General features: G+C 73.0%; 14 protein-coding genes. 6 read left to right on the plus strand and 8 right to left on the minus strand.

Annotated features, from left to right (window positions below):
* Nucleotides 1-53 precede the first annotated feature (53 nt).
* Nucleotides 54-575 (minus strand): hypothetical protein, encoded by a 522-nt coding sequence (locus tag FBY22_RS38955; protein ID WP_142152980.1) that lies wholly within the window; start codon nt 573-575, stop codon nt 54-56.
* A gap of 18 nt (nt 576-593) precedes the next feature.
* Entirely contained in the window at nt 594-977 is a 384-nt protein-coding gene (locus tag FBY22_RS45845) for a cold-shock protein (protein WP_058924654.1), read from the minus strand.
* Nucleotides 978-1,141: 164 nt separating this feature from the next.
* Between FBY22_RS45845 and FBY22_RS38965 the strand changes: the two genes are divergently transcribed.
* A complete protein-coding gene (locus tag FBY22_RS38965; RefSeq protein WP_058924653.1) occupies nt 1,142-1,390 on the plus strand; it encodes a hypothetical protein in 249 nt (82 codons plus the stop codon).
* On the opposite strand, the gene FBY22_RS38970 is transcribed toward FBY22_RS38965, so the two are convergent.
* Both FBY22_RS38970 and FBY22_RS38975 read right to left on the minus strand, forming a co-directional pair.
* Complete coding sequence (locus tag FBY22_RS38970) at nt 1,369-2,019, minus strand: HAD family hydrolase (protein WP_399212693.1); 651 nt, start codon at nt 2,017-2,019, stop codon at nt 1,369-1,371. The two genes, FBY22_RS38965 and FBY22_RS38970, sit on opposite strands and share 22 nt — an antisense overlap.
* Before the next feature lie 75 nt (nt 2,020-2,094).
* Entirely contained in the window at nt 2,095-3,111 is a 1,017-nt protein-coding gene (locus tag FBY22_RS38975; RefSeq protein ID WP_142152984.1) for a hypothetical protein, read from the minus strand.
* Between the two features lie 133 nt (nt 3,112-3,244).
* Here FBY22_RS38975 and FBY22_RS38980 point away from each other — a divergent pair, with 133 nt between their 5' ends.
* The 3 genes from FBY22_RS38980 (at nt 3,245) to FBY22_RS38990 (ending at nt 8,428) form a co-directional block, all read left to right on the plus strand.
* Nucleotides 3,245-5,749 (plus strand): helicase C-terminal domain-containing protein, encoded by a 2,505-nt coding sequence (locus FBY22_RS38980; protein WP_142152986.1) that lies wholly within the window; start codon nt 3,245-3,247, stop codon nt 5,747-5,749.
* Between the two features lie 80 nt (nt 5,750-5,829).
* Nucleotides 5,830-6,729 (plus strand): UTP--glucose-1-phosphate uridylyltransferase, encoded by a 900-nt coding sequence (locus FBY22_RS38985; RefSeq protein WP_142152988.1) that lies wholly within the window; start codon nt 5,830-5,832, stop codon nt 6,727-6,729.
* A gap of 55 nt (nt 6,730-6,784) precedes the next feature.
* Nucleotides 6,785-8,428 (plus strand): DNA repair helicase XPB, encoded by a 1,644-nt coding sequence (locus FBY22_RS38990; RefSeq protein WP_142152990.1) that lies wholly within the window; start codon nt 6,785-6,787, stop codon nt 8,426-8,428.
* A 9-nt stretch (nt 8,429-8,437) separates the two neighbouring features.
* On the opposite strand, the gene FBY22_RS38995 is transcribed toward FBY22_RS38990, so the two are convergent.
* Complete coding sequence (locus FBY22_RS38995) at nt 8,438-8,818, minus strand: hypothetical protein (RefSeq protein ID WP_142152992.1); 381 nt, start codon at nt 8,816-8,818, stop codon at nt 8,438-8,440.
* An 88-nt stretch (nt 8,819-8,906) separates the two neighbouring features.
* Complete coding sequence (locus FBY22_RS39000) at nt 8,907-9,089, minus strand: hypothetical protein (RefSeq protein WP_174267405.1); 183 nt, start codon at nt 9,087-9,089, stop codon at nt 8,907-8,909.
* Between the two features lie 300 nt (nt 9,090-9,389).
* On the opposite strand from FBY22_RS39000, the gene FBY22_RS39005 reads away from it, so the two are divergent.
* Complete coding sequence (locus FBY22_RS39005) at nt 9,390-11,450, plus strand: UvrD-helicase domain-containing protein (protein ID WP_142152996.1); 2,061 nt, start codon at nt 9,390-9,392, stop codon at nt 11,448-11,450.
* 4 nt (nt 11,451-11,454) lie between these two features.
* Here the strand turns inward: FBY22_RS39005 and FBY22_RS39010 are convergent, their stop codons facing one another.
* Together FBY22_RS39010 and FBY22_RS39015 are read right to left on the minus strand one after the other, a co-directional pair.
* Nucleotides 11,455-12,156, minus strand: a complete 702-nt coding sequence (locus FBY22_RS39010) for a copper homeostasis protein CutC (RefSeq protein WP_142152998.1) — start codon at nt 12,154-12,156, stop codon at nt 11,455-11,457.
* A gap of 101 nt (nt 12,157-12,257) precedes the next feature.
* Nucleotides 12,258-12,932 carry a maleylpyruvate isomerase family mycothiol-dependent enzyme gene (locus FBY22_RS39015; protein ID WP_142153000.1) on the minus strand — a complete coding sequence of 225 codons (675 nt, stop codon included), beginning with the start codon at nt 12,930-12,932 and terminating at the stop codon, nt 12,258-12,260.
* A gap of 45 nt (nt 12,933-12,977) precedes the next feature.
* Here FBY22_RS39015 and FBY22_RS39020 point away from each other — a divergent pair, with 45 nt between their 5' ends.
* A complete protein-coding gene (locus FBY22_RS39020) occupies nt 12,978-13,640 on the plus strand; it encodes a hypothetical protein (RefSeq protein WP_142153002.1) in 663 nt (220 codons plus the stop codon).
* The last annotated feature ends 8 nt before the right edge of the window (nt 13,641-13,648 follow it).

Raw genomic sequence — 13,648 nt, forward strand, 5'->3', positions numbered from 1 at the left:
GCGCCCACCGGGGTGCCACGGTCCGCCGTCACGCGGCCGTGGGCCCGTCGGGGCTAGTCGCGCCGTTCCCCGCGCCCCTTCAAAGCCTCCCGGTCACCGTCTCCCAAAGGAGTGCGCGGTGGCCAGTGGGCCAGGGAGAGCATGGCCAGGACCTTGCGGATGAGGAAGACCGCCAGAGGGACCTCCACGACCACCGCGAGGGCCGCCGAGAGCCATACGTCCGGGGTGCCCAGCGCCAGGGACACGTCGAACCAGGCGTCGCACAGCAGCAGGGCCGCGGTCGCGGTGGCCGCCACGGCGACCGCGCGGTGGCGGCGCCAGCCGAGTACCGCGGTGCACGCCATCGCGAGCACCAGCAGGGCGTCGAAGCCGACCCAGGCAGTGCGCCACTGGCGGACGGTGTAGCCGCTGGGCAGCGTGAACCACAGCAGGATCGTCCACGGGACCAGGCCGACGGCGGACACCGTGAGCAGCTCCAGCGTCTGGCGGCGCTGCTTGCGGATGCGCTCCAGCAACTCGGCGGACGGGGCCGCGGTGGTGGCCCCGGCGCCGGAGTCGGTCCGTATCTCGCCCATGCCGGCCGGTCCGCGGTGTTACACGTCGAGCTGGTCGGCGACCGCCCGCAGCAGCCCGGCGATCTTCTTTCCCGCGGTCTTCTCGGGGTAGCGGCCCCGTTCGAGCATCGGAGTGATGTTCTCGAGAAGGGTCGTCAGATCCTGGACGATGGACGCCAGTTCGTCCGGCTTCTTGCGGGTGGCCGCCGCGACCGACGGGGTCGGATCCAGAACCGTCACCGAGAGGGCCTGGTCACCGCGCTGTCCGGCGACCACGCCGAACTCCACTCGCTGGCCGGGCTTGAGCGTCTCCACTCCGGCGGGAAGGACCGAGGAATGGACGAAGACGTCACCGCCGTCGTCACGGGAGAGAAAGCCGAAGCCCTTCTCGCTGTTGAACCACTTGACCTTGCCGGTAGGCACGTCTGTCCTCGTCCTCGTACTCGTCGGAAAACTGCTTCGGAAACGGCTCTTGATAGCACTTGGGCGGGTCGTCACGGACCCGCCGGTACCAAGGCTAATGGTCTTCAGGCCGGTGACAAGACGTCGCCGGGTTGTTCCTTCGCGCTGGGAACTACCCTGGTCCGGTGCGTGACAAAACCCAAACGAATTCCGCCGCGCCCGGTGACCGACTGATCCGTGCCGGCGCCATCGTGTTCTTCATCGGCGCCGTGGCCACTCTGGTCACAGTGGCTCCGCTGCTCCTGCACGCGAAGCCATTTCCCACGTTCATGTTCGGACTGAGCATGCTCATGGGCGTCGGCTTCCTGATCGCCGCCGCCGGAGTGCTGCGCTCGATCGCGGCCGGGCGGCGTCAGGCGCGGGCGGGCCGATAGGAGTCGGACCGGTCGTATTCGGCCAGCCAGGCCGGGAATTCCAGGAGATCGGCGAGAACGACGTCCGCGCCGGCCGTCGCCAGTTCCTCCGCGCTGCACGGTCCGGTCGCCACGGCCACCGACAGGGCCTCGGCCGTGCGCGCCCCGCGCACGTCGCCGGTGTGGTCGCCGACGTAGACCCCGGCGCCGTGCTCGCGCAGTGCCGGCGCCTTTCCCTCGGCCCACAGGTCACCGACCAGTTCGTCGGGCCGGATGCCGAGGTGTTCCAGGTGCAGCCGGGCGTTCGGCTCGTACTTGGCGGTCACGACGATCGCCCGCCCGCCGGCCGCCCGCACCGCGTCGATGGCCTCGCGCGCGCCGGCCATCGCGGGCGTCGCGGCGATCGCGATCGTCGGATACATCGACCGGTACAGATCGGCCATCTCCTCGATGCGCTCCGCCGGGAACCAGTTGACCAGTTCCTCGGCCAGCGGCGGCCCGAGCCGGGTGACCGCGAGGTCGGCGTCGATGTACGTCCCCGTCCGCTCGGACAGCGCCCGGTAGCAGGCGTGGATGCCGGGCCGGGAGTCGATGAGGGTCATGTCGAGGTCGAAGCCGACGGTGAGGGCGGGCTGGGTCGTGGTGGCCATATGGGCCATTGTGCCCGGCCCCTACGACGGCCGGCCGTCCGCCGGGTGTGACCTCCACGTACCTCGTCCGCGCGCCTACGCCTTGCGCTGCGAGCGCCACACGACGAACAGTGCCGACAGCACCGCCGCGCCCCGCACCACCCACGGCCAGGTCTGGGAGATCGCGTCGTTCATGTGCCCGTGCGCGATGGGGTCGCCCCAACGGCCCTCGTTGCGGCCCCACAGCCACACCACACCCGCCGTCACCGCCAGGCCGGGCATGCCGACGACCGCCCACTTGGACTCGTTCTGGGTCAGGCGGCGGGAGGCGTAGGCGATGAGCCAGCCGAGCAGCAGGGCGAACCAGTTCCCGAGGACCGCCCCGGCCACGAGCAGTCCGGCGGCGATCAGCAGAAGCGGGTTGCTCCAGTGGCCGGAGGACAGCGGAAGGAGCCGGCGGCGGACGGCGACGGGCGCGCCGGCCTCGGGCACCACCTCCGCCACGGGCTCGACGGTCTTCCCGGCCTTCTCGGCCTTCTCGGTCGCGGGTGCCTGCTCCCGCTCCTCCTGCGGGCGCGGGGCACTGAGCAGGTCCGGGATCTCCACACCGCCGACGAAGCCCGGAGGCAGACTGTCGCCGAACCGCGCGCTGTCCACCCGCCACCAGTCGGGCCGGGTCGCGCTGCCGCCGAGTTCGTGGGCTCCGGCGAGGTGCGGCGGGGAGGGGGCGTCGGACGGGCCGGACGGCTTGTCCAGGGGTACCGGTCCGCTCGGGCGGGGGCGCGGTACGACCCGGCGCAGGCCCTTGCGCGGTTCCTCTCCCGCCGGTTCGTCGTCCCGCTGCACCGGCACGTGCGTGGGGGTCGCCGCGCCTCCCCCTGACGGTGCGCCGCCGGCCGCGTCGACGACCTCGTCGGGGCTGCCGAGCCGGTTGATGATCCGGCGCACCGCGGCCGGGCTGTCGACGGTGGCCTTGGCCCGCCGCCGGTCGATCTCGTTGCGCAGCTCCGAGACCAGCCGCATCCGGGCGGCCGAGGGCAACTGCCGCTGCTGCGCCACGTCGCCGACGCGGCTCAGATACTCGTAGACGACCTTGTCGCTCTCGATACCCACGAAGTCCCCTCCGGGGCGGGTGCGTTGGATACCCCGTCGCAACGACGGTAGCGCAGGTGAACACCCCGTTCTCCGCCCGTCCGCACCTTTCGTTGCGGAACGCCCCCATCTCGTACCCGCTAACGTGGGTCAGATGAGCACCCCCGGCCCACGTTCCCTCGCAGAGGCGCTCCGGCTCAGGGACGACGCCTCCCTGTCGGAGCTGCTGCGTGCCCGCCCCGATCTCATCACCCCCGTGCCCACCGACCTCACGCAGCTGGCCACCCGGGCCGGTACCCGGGCCTCGGTCGTGCGGGCCCTGGAACGGCTGGACCGGTTCGCGCAGCAGACGGCACAGGCGCTGGCGGTCGCCGGGGACCCGGTGTCGTACGGGGAACTGCTCGGCCTGATGACCGGCGACCAGGGCGATCCGGCCGTCGCCGCCGCGCTCCCCCGCGCCCTGGGCACCCTGCGCGCGCAGGCCCTGGTGTGGGGCGACGACGAGCGGCTGCGGCTGGTGCGGACGGCCCGCGAACTGCTCGCGCCGTCCGCGCAGCACCCGTCCCCGACGGGGCTCGGGCCCACGGTGCAGGAGGCCACGGCGGGCATGTCGCCGGGCCGCGTCCAGGAGATCGTGACGAAGGCGGGGCTCGCCTCGACGCACGACTCGGTCTCCGCGGTCGCCGCGCTGACCGGCCTGTTCAGCGACCGCGCCCGCATGGCCGCGCTGCTCGCCGAGGCGCCCGCGGAGTCCCGGGAGGTGCTCGACCGGCTGGTGTGGGGGCCGCCATACGGCCAGGTCACCGCGGACCCGGCACCCCGGCTGCGCTGGCTGCTGGACCGCGGGCTGCTGCTGCCCACCGCGCCCGGCACCGTCGTCCTGCCCCGCGAGGTGGCCCTGCACCTGCGCTCCGGCCGCGCGCACCGCACCACCGAGCCGATGCCGCCGGCCCTTGAGGCGACGGCCGCACACCGTCCACAGGTTGTGGACGCGACGGCGGCCGGGCAGGCGTACACCGCGCTGGCCACGGTCGAGGAACTGCTGAAGGACTGGGACGAGGGCGGCCCCGCGGTGCTGCGCGCGGGCGGCCTGAGCGTGCGGGACCTCAAGCGGACCGCCGTCGCCCTCGACGTCGCCGAGCCCGTCGCCGCCTTCTGGGTCGAACTCGCCTACGCCGCAGGGCTGTTGGCGTCCGACGGGGAGGCCGACGAACGGTTCGCGGCGACCCCGGCGCACGACGAGTGGCTTCAACAGCCCGCCGACCTGCGCTGGACCCGGCTCGCGGAGGCCTGGCTGACGGCGACGCGGACGGCGGGGCTGGTGGGCGGGCGGGACGCGAAGGACCGTACGTTGTCGGCGCTGGGCCCGGGCCTCGACCGGTCCGCCGCGCCTGAGGTGCGCCACCGGGTGCTGACCCTGCTGGCCGGGCTGCCGGAGGGCACCGCCCCGTCGGCCGAGTCGGTGCTGGCCCGCCTGGCCTGGGAACGCCCGCAGCGCCGCGAGGACGACCTGCGCGCCCGGCTCGCCCGCTGGACGCTGTCGGAGGCGGAACTGCTGGGGATCACGGGACGCGGAGCGCTGTCGGCCCACGGCCGGGCCCTGCTGGGAGCGCCGGCGCCCACCGCCAGGGCGGCGGAGTCCTCCGGGCCCGGCGACAAGCTCCCCGTGCACCACACGCCGGTCGTCGTGGAGCCCCTCTCCCCCACCGAGCAGGCCGTCGCCTCCGCGGCCGCCGCCCGGCTGCTCGCCCCCCTGCTGCCCGAACCCCTCGACCACGTGCTGCTCCAGGCCGACCTCACGGCCGTGGCACCCGGCCCCCTGCAGCGGCCGCTCGCCGACATGCTCGGAGTGCTCGCGGACGTCGAGTCCAAGGGCGGGGCGACCGTCTACCGGTTCACGCCCGGCTCCGTGCGCCGCGCCCTGGACGCCGGGCAGACCGCCGCCGACCTGCACGCCTTCCTCACCGCGCACTCCCGTACGCCGGTCCCCCAGCCGCTGGCGTACCTCATCGACGACGTGGCCCGTAAGCACGGGCACCTCAGGGTCGGCGCGGCCTCGGCGTACGTGCGCTGCGACGACGACGCCCTGCTCAACGAGATCATGGCCGACAAGCGGGCCGCCGCCCTGCGCCTGCGCCGCCTCGCCCCGACCGTGCTGGCCACCCAGGCCGCCCCGGCCGCCCTCCTGGACGGCCTGCGCGCGATGGGCTTCGCGCCGGCCGCCGAGTCCGCCGAGGGCGACGTCCTGATCACCCGCGCCGACGCCCACCGCACCCCGCTGCGCACACCCCCCGAGCCGGTCCCCGACGGTCCGCCGGCCCCGGACCCCACCCTTCTCGCCGCCGCGATCCGCGCCATCCGGGCCGGTGACCTGGCCGCGACCGCCCCGCGCAAGCCCACCGCCGCCCCGCTCGCCGGCGGCGACCTGCCCCGCACCGGCTCCGCCGAGACCCTCGCCACCATGCAGGCCGCCGTACTGACCGGCGAGGCGCTGTGGATCGGGTACGTCAACGCCGAGGGCTCCGCCAGCCAGCGCGTCATCGCTCCCATCCGCGTCGAGGGCGGCTTCGTGACGGCGTACGACCACACCGCGGACGAGGTACGGACCTACCCGCTGCACCGGGTGACGGGAGTGGCCGAGCTCGCCGACGAGGCGTGAACCCGACCTCCGCATGCCTCCGCGCGGCCCGAGAGGGGCAGTCTCCCGACGGACCGCGACCGACGAAAGGGACCGACCCCATGGCCACGACGATCCGCCGCGCAGTCATCCCCGCCGCCGGGCTGGGCTCCCGCCTCCTCCCCCTCACCAAGGCGATCCCGAAGGAGATGCTGCCGGTCGGCGACAAGCCGGTCATCGAGCACACCGTCCGCGAGCTGGTGGCGTCCGGGATCACCGACATCACGATCGTCGTCTCCGGCGGCAAGGGCCTGATCCAGGACCATTTCCGGCCGAATCCCGCACTCGTCGCCCAGCTGCGGGCCGACGGCAAGACGGCCTACGCCGACGCCGTCGAGGAGGTCGCCGAGCTGTCCCGGCGCGGCCACATCACCTACCTCGACCAGCACGGCCCGTACGGCAACGGCACCCCCGTGCTCAACGCGGCCCGCCACACCGGCGACGAGCCGATCCTCGTCCTGTGGCCGGACGACGTCTTCGTCGCCGAGATCCCGCGCGCCCAGCAGCTGATCCGCGCCTACGAGGCCACCAGCTGCCCCGTCCTAGCCCTGCTCCCCATGGACCCGGCCGACTCCCAGCGCTACGGCGTCCCCCGCGTCAAGGAGGACCTCGGCGACGGGCTGCTGCGCATCACCGGCCTGGTGGAGAAGCCCGAGCCGCAGGACGCGCCCTCCGCCTACGCGGCCATCGGCGGCTACGTCGTCACCCCGGGGATCGTCGAGGAACTGCGCAAGCAGACCAGCGCCTGGTACGAACACCGCACCGGCGAGATCTACCTCACCGACGCCATCAACGCCTACGCCGCCGCCAAGGCCGCCTACGGCCAGGTCATCCAGGGCCGCTGGTACGACACCGGCAACCCGCTGGCCTATCTGACCGCCCAGTTCGCGCACGCCCTAGCCGACCCCGAGTACGGACCGCACCTGCGCCGCCTGGCGGAGCCCCCGGCCGACCGGACCTGATCACCCGCGGTTGAGGCACACTGGACGTTTGGCCGTGCGGAAGGGAAGTGCCTAGGTGAACGGTCCTCTCATCGTCCAGTCCGACAAGACCCTGCTCCTGGAGGTCGACCACGAGCAGGCCGATGAGTGCCGTCGTGCCATCGCGGCCTTCGCGGAGCTGGAGCGGGCGCCCGAACACATCCACACCTACCGGGTGACTCCGCTCGGGCTGTGGAACGCGCGTGCCGCCGGGCACGACGCCGAGCAGGTCGTCGACGCGCTGGTGCAGTTCAGCCGCTACCCGGTGCCGCACGCGCTGCTCGTGGACGTCGCCGAGACGATGGACCGGTACGGCCGGCTGACGCTGAGCAAGCACCCCGCGCACGGCCTCGTGCTGACCACCACCGACCGGCCGGTGCTGGAGGAGGTGCTGCGCTCCAAGCGCGTCGCGCCGCTGGTCGGCGCCCGCATCGACCCCGACACCGTCGCCGTGCACCCCTCCGAGCGCGGACAGATCAAGCAGACGCTGCTGAAGCTGGGCTGGCCGGCCGAGGACCTCGCCGGGTACGTGGACGGCGAGGCGCACCCGATCGAGCTCGCCGAGGACGGATGGGCGCTCAGGCCGTACCAGAAGCAGGCGGTGGAGAACTTCTGGCACGGCGGTAGCGGGGTCGTCGTGCTGCCCTGCGGTGCCGGCAAGACGCTGGTGGGCGCCGGGTCGATGGCGCAGGCCAAGTCCACGACGCTCATCCTGGTCACCAACACCGTCTCCGCCCGGCAGTGGAAGCACGAGCTGGTGAAGCGGACCTCGCTGACCGAGGAGGAGATCGGCGAGTACAGCGGGACCCGCAAGGAGATCCGGCCCGTCACCATCGCCACGTACCAGGTGCTGACGACGAAGCGGAAGGGCGTCTACCCGCACCTGGAGCTGTTCGACTCCCGGGACTGGGGGCTGATCGTCTACGACGAGGTGCACCTGCTGCCGGCTCCGGTGTTCAAGTTCACCGCGGACCTGCAGGCGCGGCGGCGGCTGGGCCTGACGGCGACCCTGGTGCGCGAGGACGGCCGTGAGTCGGACGTGTTCTCGCTGATCGGCCCGAAGCGGTTCGACGCTCCGTGGAAGGAGATCGAGGCGCAGGGCTACATCGCTCCGGCCGACTGCGTGGAGGTCCGGGTCAACCTCACCGACTCCGAGCGGCTCGCGTACGCCACCGCCGAGCAGGAGGAGAAGTACCGCTTCTGCGCGACGACCGCGACCAAGCGGAAGGTCACGGAGGCGCTGGTACGCCGGTTCGCCGGGCAGCAGACCCTCGTCATCGGCCAGTACATCGACCAGCTCGACGAGCTGGGCGAGCATCTGAACGCGCCCGTCATCAAGGGCGAGACCTCCAACGCCCAGCGCGAGAAGCTCTTCGACGCCTTCCGCGAGGGCGAGATCAGCGTGCTGGTGGTGTCGAAGGTCGCGAACTTCTCCATCGACCTGCCGGAGGCGACGGTCGCGATCCAGGTGTCCGGCACCTTCGGTTCGCGGCAGGAGGAGGCGCAGCGGCTGGGGCGGGTGCTGCGGCCGAAGGCCGACGGCCACCAGGCCCACTTCTACTCGGTGGTCGCCCGGGACACCATCGACCAGGACTTCGCCGCCCACCGGCAGCGGTTCCTGGCGGAGCAGGGGTACGCCTACCGGATCGTGGACGCGGACGAACTCCTGGCGGAGGGCTGAGGCCCGCCCTCAGGGCGCGGGCAGGGTGAACACCAGCAGCAGCACGAACAGCGCCGGGAGCAGGGTGGCGACGGCGGCGAGGACACGGACGGGCAGCCAGCGCAGCTTCCAGGGCAGGGCCCAGGCGGTGGCGAGCGCGGCGAGGGTGGGCAGGATGCCGTAGTCGAGGGTGCCGTAGATCAGGTCCAGGCGGGTGGTGAGCGCCGACGAGCAGTCGTCAGGGCCGCAGGCGTCCGTCGCCATGGCGGACAGGCCGCCGAAGAACAGTGCCACGGGGCCCAGGAACACCAGGAGAACCGTCGCGACCAGCGGCGGGATCCAGGCCCTGGGGTCCCGCCCGGCCGGGTCCGGCGAGGCCGGGGGCTGTGCCGCGAAGTGCTGTGTGGTCATACGAGCAGTGAACCGGGGCGCGGGACGGCGGGGCACCGGTACGGATACTCATCCCACGCGTGGCCACCTACTCAGGTGGTCCCGCGGATCACCTGCGGCGGACGCCCGCTTCCTCGCCGTACTCGCCGAGTATGACGACGTCGAAGGCGGCGCCGGCGAAGACGCGGATGGCGCGGAGGGCGTTGCCGAGGCGGTGGGTGCCGTGGAGGTCGGAGACGGGGGTCGCACCGGACGGGCGACCGGGGGCTGGGGTGATGGTCGCTGCACTCATGTGTCCATGGTGTCGTCCCGGACATAAGGAGAGCATCGGCCCAAGGTCCCCACTTGCTGTGATACCTGGGTACCCCCCGTGGGTGAAGGCGTCCACCCGGGGATGGAAGGGCGAACCCCTAGGGGGAGCCGGGGACCGGGCCGGTACCCCCGGAAAAACGGTTGGCCACCGCAGCGCCCCCTCGCCTAAAATCTCCGCTCTTGCCCGCCTCCCTCGACGGAGCGCCGCCGACCGGACGGAAACCGGCCGGCATCTCGCAGCAGCAGTCACCCGACCCGCGGCACCTTCGGAGGCACCCCCTTGTCCACGTCCGTCGACGACCCCGCGCCCCTGGACGACCCCCTCTCCCGCGAGCGCGCCCACCTCGCCGGATCCCGTGCGGCGCTGCGCGCCATGCGCGAGGACGTCGAGTCGCTGGACATCCGCGACGTCACCGCGAACTGGGTCAACGCCGAGGTCCTGGCCCGCCAGATCGACGAGCGGATCAAGGCGCTGGCCGACCTCAGCGACACCCCGCTGTTCTTCGGCCGCCTGGACTACCTGCACGCTCCGGGCGCGGACCGGGCCGAGGGCGCGGAGGGTGAGCGCTTCTACATCGGGCGCCGGCACGTGCACGACCACGACGGCGACCCGATGGTCATCGACTGGCGGGCGCCGGTGTCGCAGCCGTTCTACCGGGCGTCCAAGAAGGACCCGATGGACATCGCGCTGCGCCGCCGCTTCGGCTACACGCGCGGCGACATCACCGCGTACGAGGACGAGCACCTCTCCGACCCGGCGGAGGCGGCGCGCACCAGCAAGCTGCTCCAGCAGGAGATCGAGCGTCCGCGCGTCGGCCCGATGCGGGACATCGTGGCCACCATCCAGCCGGAGCAGGACGAGATCGTGCGGTCCGGACTCGGCGGCACGGTGTGCGTGCAGGGCGGCCCGGGCACCGGGAAGACGGCCGTGGGCCTGCACCGGGTCGCCTACCTGCTGTACGCCCACCGCGAGCGCCTCGCCCGCACCGGCACGCTCGTCATCGGGCCCAACCGGTCCTTCCTGCACTACATCGAGCAAGTGCTGCCCGCGCTGGGCGAGTTGACCGTGCAGCAGGCGACGGTGGACGACCTGGTGGCGCAGGTGGAGGTGCGCGGGACGGACGACGCGGCGGCCGCGGTCGTCAAGGGCGACGCGCGGATGGCCGAGGTGCTGCGGCGGGCCGTGTATTCGCACGTGACCATGCCGGACGAGCCGGTGGTCGTGGTGCGCGGCTCGCGCCGCTGGCGGGTCCCGGCGTACGAACTGCAGGACATCGTGCGTGAGTTGCTGAACCGGGACATCCGTTACGGCGCCGCCCGTGAGGCCCTTCCGCAGCGCATCGCGCACGCGGTGCTGGTGCAGATGGAGCGCTCCGGTGAGGCGCCGGACGACCGGGTGCAGGACGCGGTGGCCCGCAACGCGGCGGTGAAGGCGGCGGTGAAGCAGATCTGGCCGCCGGTCGACCCGGCGAAGCTGGTGCTGCGGCTGCTGACCGACGCGGACTTCCTGGCGGAGCACGCGGAGGGCGTCCTGGCCGAGGAGGAGCGCAAGACGATCCTGTGGGCGAAGCCGGTGCGCAGCGTCAAGGCCGCCAGGTGGTCCGCGGCGGACGCGGTGCTGATCGACGAGACGACGGACATCGTCCAGCGCACCCACTCCCTCGGCCATGTGGTCCTGGACGAGGCGCAGGACCTGTCCCCCATGCAGTACCGCGCCGTCGGCCGCCGCTGCACCACGGGCTCGGCGACGGTCCTCGGCGACCTGGCGCAGGGCACCACGCCCTGGGCGACCCGGAGTTGGGACGAGGCCCTGGCGCACCTGGGCAAGGCCGACGGGGTGATCGAGGAGCTGACGGCCGGTTTCCGCGTTCCGACGGACGTCATCACCTACGCCTCCCGTCTCCTGCCGCACATCGCCCCCGGCCTCGCCCCGGTCGCGTCGGTCCGTGAGAACCCCGGCTTCTTCGACCTGCGAACGGTCGCGGCCACCGATGAAGTCGTCGCCGCCTGCTCGGAGTTGCTGCGCAACGAGGGCTCGACCGGTCTCATCGCGGCCGACGCCCGCGTTCCGGCACTCGCCGAGGCACTGACGGCGGCCGGCATCGGCCACCTGGCCCCTGGCGAGGAGACGACGGCCGAGACCCGGCTGACCCTGGTTCCGGCCTCGCTCGCCAAGGGCCTGGAGTACGACTACGTCGTCCTGGACGAACCGCAGGCCGTGGTGGACGGCGAGCCGGACGAGCGGACGGGGTTGCGCCGGCTGTACGTGACCCTCACCCGAGCCGTCTCCGGCCTGATCGTCACCCACGCGGCGCCGCTGCCGCCCCAGCTCGAAGGGTGAGCGGCTACCGGGGCGCCGACTCGTCCAGGACCCGGCGCCACTGACCGACGGCCTCCGCGGACACCGGCGCGTCCCAGCCTCCGGGCCTCGCCGCCCCGCCGATGTGGAACGCGTCGATGCCGGCGGTGCGCAGGCGCGGTACGTGGTCCAGCCGGAGGCCGCCGCCCACCAGCAGTCGCTGCTCGTAGCCGGGCTCCCCGCCCCTGGCCGCCTCGGCGAGCAGGGTCGGGAGCCCGTCGTCGACGCCGGTGGCCGAGCCCGCGGTGAGGATGGTGTCCAGGCCCGGCAGGCCGTCCAGCCGCTTGCGCAGCCCGTCCCGGTCGACGGTGTGGTCGATCGCCCGGTGGAAGGTCCAGCGGCAGCCGTCCAGTTCGGCGACGACCCGCTCCACCGCGGCGAGGTCGACCCAGCCCTCGCCGTCGAGGAACCCGAGCACGAACTCGTCGGCGCCCGCGGCCCGCATGTCCTGTGCGACCCCGGCCAGCCGCTCCACGTCTCCCGCCGTGAACCCGTCGGCCAGCCGCAGCATCACGCGCAGCGAGATGTCGACGGCGGCGCGGATCGCGGTGAACGTGGTGGCCTGCGGGGTCAGGCCGTCGGCCGCCATGTCGGTGACCAGTTCGAGGCGGTCCGCGCCTCCGGCCTGGGCGGCGACCGCGTCCTCGGCGTCGAGGGCGATCACCTCCAGGACTGCACGCTTGCTCATGGGACCCCATTCGTCGATTGGGCAGGCGGTACGACCTCGGTGCACAGGTCTAGTCCAATTCACAGACTACGCCCCTGCCGCCGCCCGCACGACGACGCCCCTCAGCCAAAGATGTTCAGGTCCCCCGCCTCCGCTCCCGCCAGCTCGTACGAGACCTCCCGCGGCACCGGACGGCCCGCGTACAGCCGTACGAGGGTGGCGGCGTCGCCGATGAAACGGGCCGGCGTCCGCTCCCCGCTCACCTCGCCCAGCAGCAGCGGCTCGTCCCTGTCCTCCAGGTCGGCGTGGAGCGGCGCCCGGCCCTTCTCGCGGGTGATCCGGGCCAGGAGGGTGAGCGCGTCCGGGAGCCCGGCGCCGGCGTAGGCGCCCGGCTCGCCCCACACCTCGCGTACGTCGCCGGCGTGCACCCACTCGCCCAGCGCGACCATGTCCAGGATGCCGCCGGCCTTGGCGATCACCGGTCCGGCCTCGGTCATCCCGCGCTCCAGCTCGTCGACGACCTGCCGGTTGGTCCACTCCGCCCGCTCGGCGATGTCGCGGTCGTTGGCCTCGGGAGAGAAGACGCCCTTCTCGAACCGGCTCTCCACCACCCGCATCAGCGCGGACGAACAGTGCGCGAGCACGTCCCGCACGGTCCACCCCGGGCACCCGGTGGTCGGCAGCGCGAAGTCCGCGTCCGGCCGGGCCCGCAGCAGCGGTACGAGAGCGTCGCGCTCGGCGACCAGGAGACGGCCGGGAAGTTCGGGGTCACGTGCTTCGGGAGTCGTAGTAGTCATGGGGTCACGCTAGGGGCGGGAGGTGATCGGCGGGAGAATGGACGCATGGCCGATCTCGACGCCCTGCGTTCCCGCTGGACCCGCGCCCTGGACGGAGCCCGAGGCTCCGCCACCGGTCCCGACCCGGTGCCGTACGCCGACAACCTGCTGGCCCGCTGGCAGGAGCCGCAGCGCCGGTACCACACGCTCGCCCACCTCGTCGCCGTCCTCGACCACGTCGACACGCTGGAGGAATACGCGGACGATCCGGACGCGGTGCGTCTGGCGGCCTGGTTCCACGACGCCGTCTACCTCCCTGACCGGTCCGAGAACGAGGAGCGCTCCGCCCGCCTCGCCGAACGCGCCCTCCCCGAGGCCGGCGTCCCCGACGACACCACCGCCGAGGTCGCCCGGCTCGTCCGGCTCACCGTCACCCACGACCCCGCCGACGACGACCGCGACGGCCAGGTCCTGTGCGACGCCGACCTCGCGGTCCTCGCCTCGCCGCCCGCCGCGTACGCCGCCTACACCGCGGCCGTGCGCGAGGAGTACCACTTCGTGCCGAACGACGCCTTCCGCGCGGGACGGGCCGACGTGCTGCGTCAACTCCTCGCACTGCCCCAGCTGTTCAGCACGCCGTACGGACGGGAGAAGTGGGAGGCGACGGCCCGTTACAACCTCTCCTCCGAGCTGGAAATCCTGTCGACCGCCGCGGAGGCGGCCGAATAGCCTTCGGC

Source organism: Streptomyces sp. SLBN-31, from assembly GCF_006715395.1.
Classification (GTDB): domain Bacteria; phylum Actinomycetota; class Actinomycetes; order Streptomycetales; family Streptomycetaceae; genus Streptomyces.

What these genes read in the sequence shown, in the direction of transcription:
- FBY22_RS38955 (WP_142152980.1), bottom strand. Translation starts at nt 575, where the DNA reads ATGGGCGAGATACGGACCGACTCCGGCGCCGGGGCCACCACCGCGGCC.
- FBY22_RS38970 (WP_399212693.1), bottom strand. Translation starts at nt 2,019, where the DNA reads ATGGCCACCACGACCCAGCCCGCCCTCACCGTCGGCTTCGACCTCGAC.
- FBY22_RS38980 (WP_142152986.1), top strand. Translation starts at nt 3,245, where the DNA reads ATGAGCACCCCCGGCCCACGTTCCCTCGCAGAGGCGCTCCGGCTCAGG.
- FBY22_RS38985 (WP_142152988.1), top strand. Translation starts at nt 5,830, where the DNA reads ATGGCCACGACGATCCGCCGCGCAGTCATCCCCGCCGCCGGGCTGGGC.
- FBY22_RS38995 (WP_142152992.1), bottom strand. Translation starts at nt 8,818, where the DNA reads ATGACCACACAGCACTTCGCGGCACAGCCCCCGGCCTCGCCGGACCCG.
- FBY22_RS39000 (WP_174267405.1), bottom strand. Translation starts at nt 9,089, where the DNA reads ATGAGTGCAGCGACCATCACCCCAGCCCCCGGTCGCCCGTCCGGTGCG.
- FBY22_RS39010 (WP_142152998.1), bottom strand. Translation starts at nt 12,156, where the DNA reads ATGAGCAAGCGTGCAGTCCTGGAGGTGATCGCCCTCGACGCCGAGGAC.
- FBY22_RS39015 (WP_142153000.1), bottom strand. Translation starts at nt 12,932, where the DNA reads ATGACTACTACGACTCCCGAAGCACGTGACCCCGAACTTCCCGGCCGT.
- FBY22_RS39020 (WP_142153002.1), top strand. Translation starts at nt 12,978, where the DNA reads ATGGCCGATCTCGACGCCCTGCGTTCCCGCTGGACCCGCGCCCTGGAC.